Annotated in this window: 10 protein-coding genes and 1 tRNA gene; 4 read left to right on the top strand and 7 right to left on the bottom strand. The window is 56.0% G+C overall.

Annotated elements, in window-relative coordinates:
• Nucleotides 1-66: 66 nt before the first annotated feature.
• On the top strand, nucleotides 67-1,107 hold the full coding sequence (locus tag ACR0I0_RS16295) for a LacI family DNA-binding transcriptional regulator (protein WP_480492232.1): 1,041 nt from the start codon (nucleotides 67-69) through the stop codon (nucleotides 1,105-1,107).
• Between the two features lie 1,013 nt (nucleotides 1,108-2,120).
• Here the strand turns inward: ACR0I0_RS16295 and ACR0I0_RS16290 are convergent.
• Nucleotides 2,121-2,196: transfer RNA gene (locus ACR0I0_RS16290), tRNA-Thr, on the bottom strand.
• 145 nt (nucleotides 2,197-2,341) lie between these two features.
• On the opposite strand from ACR0I0_RS16290, the gene ACR0I0_RS16285 reads away from it, so the two are divergent.
• A complete protein-coding gene (locus ACR0I0_RS16285) occupies nucleotides 2,342-3,247 on the top strand; it encodes a hypothetical protein (protein ID WP_480492230.1) in 906 nt (301 codons plus the stop codon).
• Between the two features lie 268 nt (nucleotides 3,248-3,515).
• Here the strand turns inward: ACR0I0_RS16285 and ACR0I0_RS16280 are convergent, their stop codons facing one another.
• The 4 genes from ACR0I0_RS16280 to ACR0I0_RS16265 form a co-directional block, all read right to left on the bottom strand.
• Nucleotides 3,516-4,235 carry an alpha/beta fold hydrolase gene (locus tag ACR0I0_RS16280; protein WP_480492228.1) on the bottom strand — a complete coding sequence of 240 codons (720 nt, stop codon included), beginning with the start codon at nucleotides 4,233-4,235 and terminating at the stop codon, nucleotides 3,516-3,518.
• Entirely contained in the window at nucleotides 4,232-5,773 is a 1,542-nt protein-coding gene (locus ACR0I0_RS16275; protein WP_480492226.1) for an ABC transporter permease, read from the bottom strand. The genes ACR0I0_RS16280 and ACR0I0_RS16275 overlap by 4 nt, the downstream gene beginning before the upstream one ends.
• A complete protein-coding gene (locus tag ACR0I0_RS16270) occupies nucleotides 5,770-6,825 on the bottom strand; it encodes a quaternary amine ABC transporter ATP-binding protein (protein WP_480492225.1) in 1,056 nt (351 codons plus the stop codon). Before ACR0I0_RS16270 ends, ACR0I0_RS16275 begins: the two co-directional genes overlap by 4 nt.
• Before the next feature lie 67 nt (nucleotides 6,826-6,892).
• A complete protein-coding gene (locus tag ACR0I0_RS16265; RefSeq protein WP_171724150.1) occupies nucleotides 6,893-7,858 on the bottom strand; it encodes an ABC transporter substrate-binding protein in 966 nt (321 codons plus the stop codon).
• A gap of 268 nt (nucleotides 7,859-8,126) precedes the next feature.
• On the opposite strand from ACR0I0_RS16265, the gene ACR0I0_RS16260 reads away from it, so the two are divergent.
• On the top strand, nucleotides 8,127-9,011 hold the full coding sequence (locus ACR0I0_RS16260; RefSeq protein WP_171635733.1) for a LysR family transcriptional regulator: 885 nt from the start codon (nucleotides 8,127-8,129) through the stop codon (nucleotides 9,009-9,011).
• Nucleotides 9,012-9,064: 53 nt separating this feature from the next.
• On the opposite strand, the gene cuyB is transcribed toward ACR0I0_RS16260, so the two are convergent.
• Both cuyB and cuyA read right to left on the bottom strand, forming a co-directional pair.
• Nucleotides 9,065-9,772, bottom strand: coding sequence for a cysteate racemase (cuyB, locus tag ACR0I0_RS16255; protein ID WP_480492223.1), 708 nt, complete (start codon nucleotides 9,770-9,772; stop codon nucleotides 9,065-9,067).
• Nucleotides 9,773-9,775: 3 nt separating this feature from the next.
• Complete coding sequence (gene cuyA / locus ACR0I0_RS16250; protein WP_480492221.1) at nucleotides 9,776-10,789, bottom strand: D-cysteate sulfo-lyase; 1,014 nt, start codon at nucleotides 10,787-10,789, stop codon at nucleotides 9,776-9,778.
• 122 nt (nucleotides 10,790-10,911) lie between these two features.
• On the opposite strand from cuyA, the gene ACR0I0_RS16245 reads away from it, so the two are divergent.
• Entirely contained in the window at nucleotides 10,912-11,835 is a 924-nt protein-coding gene (locus ACR0I0_RS16245) for a LysR family transcriptional regulator (protein WP_209834130.1), read from the top strand.
• Nucleotides 11,836-11,944 lie beyond the last annotated feature (109 nt).

Genomic DNA, 11,944 nt, shown 5'->3' with positions numbered 1-11,944 from the left:
TTTAGGCTAAGAGATGAAAATAGTTTTGCAAATGTTTTCATAAATAGCCTCGATCGAATGAAAGTTGTGAATAAAAAACATATAGATAAGCCGGATATTGTCGCTGTCGCAAAGGCTGCCGGTGTTTCCATCTCGACGGTTTCGAGAAGCTTCAATCACCCGGAATTGCTCAAGCCGGCGACTCGGAAAAAGATTGACCGGGCGGTGCAGAAGCTTGGTTATATTCGCAACCGAGCCGCGCAAGTCATGCACGGCCGACGCAGCGGAACTGTCGGGTTGGTGGTGCCGACAATCGACAACGCCATCTTCGCTGAACTGATCCAATCCTTTTCGGATGGGCTGGACCAGCATGGTTTCACGATGTTGATTGCTTCGCACGGGTTCGATCTGGAGCGCGAATACAAGATGCTGCGCAAACTGATGGAGCATCGCGTTGACGGGCTTGCGCTTATCGGGCTTGAACACTCGGAATCGACGTATCAATTGATCGAACAACAGGGTGTTCCGACGATTGCAATCTGGAACTATGACGATGAAGCGCGATTGTCTTGCGTGGGTGTTCAGAATTCTGAAGCTGGCCGTTTGTCCGCACGCCACTTGCTGGATTTGGGACACCGCGACATAGGTTTGATCTTTCCCGACCCTGCCGGGAATGATCGCGCATATGACCGGTTGCACGGCGCCTTGGAAGAATTGGGATTGGAACGGATCGAGGTTCCCGAACAATGGCGCCTGGAAGCCCCCTATAGCATTTTGGAAGCCAAACGCGCTTGCATAAGCTTGTTGGATCATTCACCACGTCCTACCGCTATTTTATGCGGCAATGACATTATCGCTCAGGGCGTGCTGTACGCAGCAAAACACTGCGGTGTGCGTGTTCCTGAAGACCTGTCCGTCATGGGAATCGGAGATTTCAAAGGCTCAAGCGAAATCGAACCGTCCCTCTCGACCATTCGCATCCCAGCCAAGCGCATTGGCGCCCTGTCCGCAGAATTGATCACAAGCATTGTCGCAGAGCATTCCGAAAAGATCACGACGACCAAGTGCGACCTGAAAGTGCTGACCAGGGCATCGACGTCCACCCCATCAGGAGCGCCGTCCAGATAAATCTCGGGACTTCCTTAACCGAAACAAGTTCCGAGACCTGTATTTTGGACCGGGCGGTGTCGAAACATCAGCGCCGAAAGTCTGTTCTTCTGGTTTGTTGCCAATCAAATACCGATTTTGAGAAGGTCGGTATTCCGCGTCGACCGTGTTTTGCGCTTGTCGAAATACGCTCAAAGAAGTCCCTTGACCGAACATCTGGATCGCAGCATCGCCCATGACTCTTGAACGTTCGGCGCGGGGCTGTTCCGAGGCCACTTGATCTTTCTGAAGCGGCCAATCCATCAATCTTCGATCAGTGAAGAATCGTCGCCGTCGTTCGATGTTCTTTCGCGGCTTCCTGCCTTTCTGGATCGCCGTGGGCTCTTGGGAACATGGTCGTCGTTCAACGCTTTTTCGACCAGCCAAGTCGCGTGGTGATCCGGGAAACCATATGGGTTTCAATGCGCCCTTTCTGGATATGAAAAACCGTTGGCCGTCGTCCCACTTCTGACAAAAGTCTTCTTGGTCGTTGATCAGATATGAGGGGGCTGACCCAAAGGCTGACAAAGCTCGGATTACTTTGGCGTCGAACTTGAGATCAAGAAGAGTTTCGGCCGAAATCTCATAGTCGACAATCAAACTGTTGGTGACGACAAGCAGCTTACCGTTGATCAGATGAACCCATTCCTCGACGGGATTCCCTTTTCGCTTCACAAAAAGGGAGCAAGAAGCTGAGGCCCTTGATCAAATCCGACGGCAAGGGAAACCTCTCTTCTCCCAGTCAAATCGACTGGACAGGCTGAGAGTACGGAATCGTGTTTTCCCACCTACTGAGCAAAGATGCCCCCTGTACGGCGGAACGCTAAAGCCCTGATGTAGCGGGATTTTGGCGCACCCTGGAAATTTTTCACTGAGTCGCCGGCACGTTTAAACGACAGGGCAACGAAACCGCGAACGTTAGAAAAACGTTTGAAAATTCGAAACGCACATCGCCAGCGATGCGAAATTATTTGTTCATTTTCAATGATTTCAAGTGGTGCCCCCACACGGACTCGAACCGCGGACCTACTGATTACAAATCAGTTGCTCTACCAGCTGAGCTATAGGGGCACTGGCTGTCGATTACTTCCTCTGGCAGTGGACTGCAAGCCTGAATTTTAGCCCAAACTTAGACATTGCCCGATTTCCTGAGAACGTGCAAAAAACGCTGAATTCATCCGTTGCAAATATCTCGCGTGTGGTAACGGACGCGGCTATGCAGAAAAGCCAAGGGGTAAAGGAAAAAATGCAGGTTGCCATCCACGCCGGTGTTGCCTTTTCGGATGAAGGGCTGGTGATGTCCTCGCTTGGTGCGAACAGGAGCGTACTGGCCAAGTACCGAACTGCGGTTCTGGGGCCGCGTCGGTCCCGGCTATTCGTCAAAGTGATGTCTGAATCGATTCTGCAGGATGTATCTGATGCAGACGCACGAAACAGATTGTCCGAGCTTGTTGCCGGAAACCAGAATCTGGACCGCGTTGTTGTGTCGAGCGACAAGTTCTTTGGCCCCAGGCGCACCGCGCTGCAAGACGGCCAGATCTATCCGTTTGCGGGGAATAGAACGGCCCATGCGGACACTCTGCTGGACGGCGTGCAGGTTCAAGTGTTTGCAGGGCTGGTGAACCCCGGGGTTTTTATCGCAAAGATTCTGGCCTCGATCCATGAGGACCATCGGCGGGACATTCTGGCCAGCACCGATTTAAGCTGCCTCAGCTGGCTTGGCATGATCGAAGACCTGCGGGATCTTGCGCCTCAGGTTCAGCTCACCTTGTGGGAACACGAGAATTCGCCGCTTATCTGGGGCGATATCATCCGCGCCATAGCGGGATTGCCTGATGAGGCTGTGCTTCATGAAGAGTTTGCATTCCTGTCCTCACTTTTGACAGAAGCCGGACAACGTCATGTATTGGACATCGTGAGAAAAGGGGACGCCATCGATCACGACCGCCGACGCGAAGAGATGGCAAATATTCTGGACGAATACGCCCGACCGGAGCAGATCGAAGAAGAGCTCGACTTGCCGGGCTGGAATTCCGATATAGTTGAAGCGTTCACAGAGCTTTACGAGCAAGATCTGGCCACGATCCGGTCCATGCCGGACGTCCGTGTTTTGCAAATCTGATCGATTTGCGCAGTTTCGTTGGATTGGGTGCATAACTGCGCGAAGGAAACTTTTTCGACGATTCAAGCGTGAGGGCAGGAACGCATGCCAATTTGGGGCCCTGCCGAATATCAGGCCAGGAACTGGTGGTCTTGCGGCGACGCGTTGATATGTAAAATCCGGCCGATCAACGGATTAATCTGACGGACCATGGCGTTCGACCAAATCGATCATCCGGTTTGCCGCGGAATGGCAACATCTGACCGGTTCAATTGTTTGGCGCAATTCATCAGGCAGCAAAGTAGTCTCGCAATATCCCGTTGAACAGCTCGGCTTTTTCCAGATGCGCCGCATGTGCAGAGTTTGGTATCACCGCGAGGTTTGCATTCGGGATGGATTGCCACAACTGTTCCGTCTGACTCCATGGGTAGGTGCGATCACGATCCCCCCAGATAATCAGCGTCTTGGTCTTGATTGCCGGCAGGTTTTCAGCGCCGCTCCAGGAATGCATCGCATCCAAACCAGCGAGCATGGCCTTCAGGTTGCTTTTCTGGGCTATCGTGGCGCAAAGTTCATATTCCAAAGCATTTTCGCGTTCGAGAAACCAGGTTGCCGCAATCCGTCGCGCCGTCACTTTCGGCCCGTCTGCACAGGCACGGGTTTTCGAGGTGTCGATGGTCTCAAACCGCCCGGGCAGCACACCGACGGAGCCGGTGCCATAAAGAACCAAACGGTCAACACGCTCGGGCGCGCGCGCAACCATTTCCTGCGCGACCATTCCACCCATCGAGTGACCAACCAGGTGGAATGTCTCGATGTCGCGCGCCTTCAGCTCATTCAGCGCCCAGTCCGCGAATCCCGAGATGCTGCAAAACGCGTCACGTTGCGCATTTTCGCCAAAACCCGGCAGATCCAGCGTGATGACATCGTAACCTTTCAGGGCCTCGACCTGCCGCTGCCATTGCCGACTGCCGCCCAGGAACCCGTGAATAAACACGATGGGTGTCATTTCCGGCCGCCCTGTACAATCCGATCGAGGATCATGGCACAGAACAGGATTGAGAACCCCGCAAGAATACCCTGGCCCACATTCGCGTATTGCAACGCTTCAAGAACATCCTCGCCCAGCCCTTTGGCACCGATCAGAGACGCAACAACAACCATTGCCAGTGACAACATGATTGTCTGATTGATCCCCGCCCGGATCGACGGGCTTGCCAGCGGCAAGTCGACTTTGGTGAGCAGGTACCATTTGTTGGCGCCGAAACTGATCGCCGCCTCGCGCACGCTTTCGGGCACGCCACGCAAGCCGAGAACGGTCAGGCGCACCACGGGCGTACCACCGAAAATCATCGTGACCACAACCGCCGCCGGCTTGCCGACACCAAAAAACGCGATCACGGGGACCATGAAAACAAAGGCGGGCATGGTTTGCATGAAATCCATGATCGGCTGGATGAAAGCGTAGAACCGAGGGCGACGCGCCGCGAACATGCCCAGTGGAATTCCGATGACAATCGACAGGCATGCCGCTGTCCCCAACAAGGCCAGCGTGGTCATTGCGCCCTCCCAAAAGCCCAACAGCCCCATATAGGCCAGAAACGCGCCCGAATAGATTGCCGTGCTGACACCCGCAGTCAGCCATGTCAGCAGAATGATGAGACTGGCGATCACGATCCAAGGCGTCTGCACCAAGATGACCTCAAGCGCGTCCAGCAGGGTACGGATGCCGAATGTCAGCCCGTCAAAGAACGCTTCGCTGTTGCGCACGCACCAGGCGATGAAATCTTCCACCCAGGTGATGCTGGTCAGGCGGATATTGGGGTCTGTCGGGAAATGGCTGAGCAACGAGAAACGCCCCGGAAAGCTGTAATGCATCATCGCCGCAGCAACGATCAGCGCCATGAAGATCGCGCTGAACACGATCTGCGATACCGGCATTGCAGATCGGATTGAACGATCTGACAGCCATTCCGAGAAACGCGACTCGAGCGCCCAATTTGCCACCTGAGACTGAACAAGCTTGACGATGATCAGAATGAACAGGCCGGTCAGAACGATGTAAGGCCCTTCAGCGGCCATTGCTTCGGCTTCGGCGCGGATGCCGCCAATGTTTTCCTCGAGCGAGTCCACCGTCCGCTGGTAGACGTCGATCTTGTCCGAGTTGTTTTCGATGGCAGCGGCCAACTGCTGACGGCGCAGCTCAAGCGTCCCTTCAATTGACGCGATGCGTTCCATTGCCTCGGCCGCCAGGTCGCCGAACAACCCGCGCGCGATCTGCACATAGGCTATTGTTTCCAGGATCAGAAATGGCAACGCCCATGACCACAAGCCCCGCGCACCGAACCAGACCGGGCCAAACAACCCGGCCATCAGATTGAAAGTCGGCGTAAATCGGGACGACGCGCCGATCTTGTCGAAGTTGCGGATGTAATAGTCGGGGCTGGTGCGAACAAAGGCCCGGATGTTTTCGCGCCGCTCTTCGGCATATGCCTGGGCTGCTTCGCTCTCGGTATCTTCCAGCGGGTTCACATCTGAAGACCTCATGACACTTCGGTTCCTTCGATCACGGTGCGCAACAGATCGGCACGGGTTATGACGCCAACATCCTCGCCGCCGTCCTCCACAAGGATCGCGCTGTCGGTGTCGATTGCCAGATTGATCAGCGTGCTCAGGTTTTCGCCTTCATTCACACGCGGGGCATCCGAGGGCAGCGGACCGTGGGTCGCGACATGTTCCGGTATGGGCCGCATGACGGCGTGGGCACGCACCACCTTGAGCCTTGAGATACCCGCCACGAAATCGGCGACATAGTCGTCGGCGGGGTTCATGACGATGTCTTCGGCCGTCCCGATCTGCACCACCTTGCCGTCGCGCATGATTGCGATCCGGTTCCCGATGCGGACGGCTTCATCCAAATCATGGGTGATGAAGATCGTCGTCTTTTTCAGGATTTTGCTCAGTCGAATGAACTCATCCTGCAATTGCCGCCGGATCAACGGGTCCAACGCCGAGAACGGTTCGTCCATCAACAACACATCCGGGTTCGCTGCCAGTGCCCGGGCAAGGCCCACACGTTGCTGCATACCCCCGGACAGCTCGTGTGCGAATTTCGATCCCCAGGCTCCGAGTTCGACGATATCCAGAATAGCAGCGGCCTGACGCATGCGTTCATTCTTGCTGACCTGCCGGATCTCCAGCGGCATTGCGACATTGTCCAGCACAGACCGATGCGGCATCAGCGCAAAGTTCTGAAACACCATGCCAATCTTGTTGTTGCGAAACTGCTGAAGCTCTTTCGGGCCCAGGGCCATCACGTCAGTGCCTTCGATTTCGATCTTGCCTGCGGTGGGTTCCAACAGCCGGTTGAAATGGCGAACCAGAGTGGACTTCCCGCTGCCTGACAGGCCCATGATGCAGAATATCTCGCCCCGGTTGACCGAAAGACTGACATCCGCGACGCCGACAACGCAGTTGTATTTCGCCAGCACCTGGGCCTTGTCCAATCCACGGTCGCGGATTGCCTGCAGCGCCACCTCGGGCCTGCCCCCGAAAATCTTCCAGACATTCGAGATTTCAATAACGGTGTCGTCGCTCATAAGTCCCCCAGAGGTGCGCATTTGGGTGGCGCCGTCCATTGCCGCCACCCTGTTTTGGGACGAAAGATCAGAGACCCAGCCAGGCGTCGACACGATCCGGGTTTGCTTCGACCCATTCACGGGCAACGTCCGCCGGGTCGCGGCCCTTGCCGCTGATCTCATAGGCGAACCCGCTGACATCATCCGCCGTCAATGCGAAATTCGCCAAGAAATCGGCAATCGCCGGAGAACGCTCTGGCAGCGTGTTGGACCACGCAATCTGCACGTTCTTGAGCGCGTCCTTGGTCGCAACATTGGATTTGTTGTACCAGTCCGGGTCATCAGACGGTTGGACCATCACGTATTTTGCCGGGTCGAATTGTGGCTCGGTCAACATCTGGACGTCGAACATGTACCAGACAGCATGCGGCTTGTAGCAATAAAAGGCGTAGCCTTCGCCCTTGGCGATGCTGTCCTTGATCCGCGCGGTTTTCACGCTTTCCTCGGCGCGTATCGGCTCAATGAAATCAAGCAGGCCGTAATCGCGGGTTTTGACTTCGTTCACGTTGGCCGAAGCCCAACCTGGCGCGCCAATCCACATTTCACCTTTGCCATTGCCGTCACTGTCCATCAATGCGGCCACATCCGGGCGGCCCAGATCGGCGATGTCGGTGATGTTGTTGGCTTCACCAAAGTCTTTGCTGACGCAGAAACCCTGATTACCCTCGTAGGGGTTCGATGACAGAGTGACGGTGCCCGCTTCGTCCACATATTTCTTGGTGAAGCTTTCCTGGTTGGGCAGCCAAACGTCGGGATGAACGTCGATATCGCCCTTGCCCTGATCCATCGCCTGAAAGATCGTGGCGTTGTTGCCGGGCACATATTCCACTTTGCCCCCGATGCGCATTTCCACTACCGCGCCCAGCACATGGGCAATCGCTTGTGCACCGGTCCAGGATGGCACGCCGATTTTCACCTCTTCGGCTGCGAATGCCGGTACAGCGCAGACGCTGACCACAGCAGCCATCCCCAGCTTTTTCAGATTGGTTCTCATGGTCTTCTCCTCTGTTGAAATGCGCCGTGGTTCGGCGTCGTTCTTTCCGTCGTTCGATTTTCCAGTCGGGCAATAGGGGCGCGCCAACATGTCTTTGGCAACACATTCGGACGGAAGGCTGAAACAAGACCAACCGCCAGACCCTGCCCGGAAGTCTAGAACAGGAGCTTTTCCGAGAGCCAATTCGAACATTTCATCAAACTATTCTTTTTCTGCATAGTTTTCTGTATCCTTGCTGAAGATGCTCTTTCACAAGCGGGGATACGCATTGGATCTGAATTGGTTACGCGATTTTGAATGCCTCGCCCGGACCTTGAACTTCACCCGTGCGTCTGATGAACGTAACATCACGCAATCCGCATTCAGTCGCAGAATCAAAGCGTTGGAAAGCTGGGTGGGGCTGCCTTTGGTCAATCGGGCAACCTATCCGGTGCAATTGACCGAGGCCGGCAAACAATTCCTGCCTGTTGCGCAGGCGGCAATTTCACAGCTGTCTGAATCCCGCCAATCCCTGCGGGACGCCGACCGGGGCGACAGTCGGTTCATCCGGTTTTCGGTTCTGCACACCATTGCGGTTAATTTTTTGGCGACCCGCATAGAAGAGTTGCAGAAGCAGATCCCGGAATTGCGCACGCGCGTCCTGTCCGATTCTCTGAGCACCTGCTGTGATCTTTTGGTCGAAGGCGCGGTAGATATCCTGCTGTGCTACTATCACCATACTGTCTCGCCCATGATCGACGAAACCGCGTTCGAGCGTAAGGATCTGTTGAAGGACCGTCTGATACCGGTGGCTGCCGCACAGCCGGTTCGGACACTGGGTTGGGATTTGTCCCGGCAGGATGGCCCGCCGATCCCTTATCTGGCCTATGACCGATCGTCCTTCTTGGGCATGGTCGTTGAAAACACCGTTGACCGGAAACCCCAGAATACCGAAACGATATATGTCGATAGCCTCGTCGAAACGATCAAGCGAAGATTGATGACTGGCAGCGGATTTGCCTGGATGCCCGAAACGTCGATCTCGGCGGAGCTGGATCAGGGGTTGCTGGTGCCGATCGGTGACGATGCATGGTGTGCAACGTTGACGATTTCAGCCTTTTCCAATCCGGCCAGCTTGGATCAGATCGCGCACCAGCTTTGGCAGCGTTTGTGACCGGACGGATTCGTTTTGGCGCACCGACCGGCCGTTGAACGGAAAATGCGCCTTTACCTCGTATGCCGGCCCGTCTGAGAAAAATTGACGATCGCGCGGACCAGCAGATCGATCGTATCCACTGCATTGGCGTCATCCGCGACGCTGTCGGCAATGAGGGAGAATTCAGAGCAAGCGACAAACTGCAAGTCCGCCCCCGCCTTGACCAAGGCCCTTGAGGACGCTCGCAGCGTTTCGCGCGCCTTGTCGCTTTGGCCGTTGACCTTGATCGCGCGGATCGCCGCCAGCATTGCGTCGTCATCCGTTGGCCAAACGGTTGACAGCCCGCGCGCGTGCAGGGCTGTTTCGAAAAGACAAGTACGGCGCACCGCCGGAGAAGCGAGCACACCAACGCGCCCACCCTTCCCGAGTGTCCCGACGGCGTGATCCGCGGCCAGTTCAACCATGTTCAACAGCGGAACGGTCACGGCTTCGGTGATCGCCTTGGCATAGTGATGCGCCGTGTTGCAGGGCATTGCCAGCGCCATGGCGCCGGCATCCTGAAGACGTCGCGCCATCGCCGCCAGTGTCGGCCCCGGATCTTCGCCCGCCCCTTCGATCAAATGCGCGATCCGTGACGGGACCTGAGTGTTCATGTCGATCAAAAGCGGAATGTGGTCCCGGTCGTCGCTCACCGGCACAGCCTCGACCAGCTTGCGCTGGAGGAGGATCGTTGCCTCAGGGCCCATGCCGCCAAGAATGCCGATGAGGCGCAGTGTCATTGCTCAGATATTCACCCAGCGGCATTTGTGATCGAAGGCAAAGTCATACCCCGCCAAGGTCGCCGCGCCACCCGTGTGAAGGAAAACGACCCGCTGGTCTTTGAATTCGCCTTTGCGCGCCAGATCGATCAGGCCCGCCGCACCCTTGGCCGAGTAGCAGGGATCCAGAAGGATACCTTCCAATTCGGCAAACATCTGGATCGCTTCGATGCCGCTTTCAGTGGGCAGGCCATAGCCTTCGCCGACATAGTCGGTATTGGCCATGACATCTTCACGCTTTACCACGCCCGCGCACCCCAGCTTTTCGGCGGTCTTGCAGGCGAGGTCGTACACCATCTGTTCCTGCTTTGGCCGAGGTGCCCTTGTCCCGATGCCAAGCACCGGCACCTGCGCATTCATGGCGCACATTCCCGTCACCAAACCTGCCTGCGTACCGGACGACCCGGTTGCATGTACCAGCCGGTCAATCCGCAATCCGCTGTCATTGGCCTGACCCAACAGTTCAAAGGCCGCGTTTACATAGCCCAGCGCCCCGGTCGGGTTCGAGCCGCCGCCGGGAATGACATAGACATTGCGGCCTTCTGCCCGTTTCTTCGCGGCAGCCTTTTCCATTTCGCCCGGCATATCGTGACCCCCGGGAAACTTCTGGGTGGTCGCGCCGTGCAAGTGGTCCAGCAGGACATTGCCGTTTGTATTGTAGTTGCCATCTTGATAGCCGGTGCGATCTTCCAGAAGAATATGGCAATCAAGGCCCAGCTTGGCGGCAAACGCTGCGGTTTGTCGACCGTGGTTGGTTTGAGTGGCACCTTGCGTCATCACCATGTCGGCGCCCTGCGCTTCCGCTTCGGCCATCAGAAATTCCAGCTTGCGGGTCTTGTTGCCGCCGGTTGACATGCCGGTGCAATCGTCGCGCTTGATCCAGATTTCCACCCCCAGTTCTTTGGAAAGCCGCTTCATCGGTTCAAGCGGTGTCGGAAGATGGGCGAGGTGAAGGCGGGGAAAGCGCGCAAGATGCATGTCACAATTCCTAATATTGATTTTCGTCAATTTACGCTGTGTGTTGCCGCTCTTCTAATTCGAAATTCAGTGAGTATGTTGCAAAAATTGCATATTAGTAAGGTCTGGGCTATCTTATTCACATGCGTTTGGAATGGATCGATGACATATTGGCCGTGCTGGACAGCGGATCGCTGACGCGCGCCGCGGAAAAACGGCTGCTGACCCAATCTGCCTTTACCCGTCGGGTGCGGCTCATCGAAGGCAGTATCGGAGCGACCCTGTTTGATCGTCGCCGCAAACCCGTATCCCTAATGCCGGGCGTTCAGGCGTTGGAACCTGAACTGCGCGAGCTGAGCGCGCGTCTGCACAAACTGCGTCACAGTTTGAAAACAGAAAGCGATCAGGCCAGCCAGTCTTTGTCGCTCGTGTGCCAGCATGCGTTGACGACAACCGTCTCGCCGAAAGTGGTCCGGATGTTGACCGAAAACAGCGATATCTCGGTTCAGGTGCGATCGGGGAACCAGGACGAATGCCTGTTGCAACTGATCTCGAAAGAAGTCGATTTCGCGATCATGTACGCGGCATCGGACGGTGGGGTGCAGAACCTCGAAAGTGCGTTCGAGGCGAGGACGCTTGGTGCCGACACATTGATCCCGGTATGCGCACCGGCAATGCGCGGGGAATTGGATGGCAAGACTATTCCTGCGATTGTCTACCCGCCTGATGTTTTTCTTGGGCAAGTGTTTTCCCGATTGATTGCACCGCGTTTGCCCGACGAAACCAGACTCGTGGCCAAGGCCGAGACGGCCCTGACGCTGGCGATGCTGCAATATGCCGTGAATGAAATCGGCGTTGCATGGCTACCCCACTCTTTGGTCGCCACGCTGCTTGCTCAGGGGCAGCTTGTAAGCGTTGAAGAGGCCCTGCCTGCACAGGCGCTGACAATAAGAATGGTTCGTTTGGCCGAAGCGAAGCCAGAGTTCAGTGAACAGATTTGGCAACGTCTTGCCGGGCAATCGCAAAGCTTTTGGTTGTCGCCGGATCAAAGCGACGAGACGACTTAAGCAGTTCACCGAGAAAGGCGCCGAGTTTGCGATCAGCATCGGAAGAATACGCAACGGAATAGTGGCAAAACCGAGCTGGATGTATCTAACCTGTGCTGAAAAGACAGCA

The organism is Ruegeria sp. AG6, from assembly GCF_056541565.1.
Note: the sequence above shows the minus strand (reverse complement) of the source record. Positions and strands in the feature narration are given on the sequence as shown.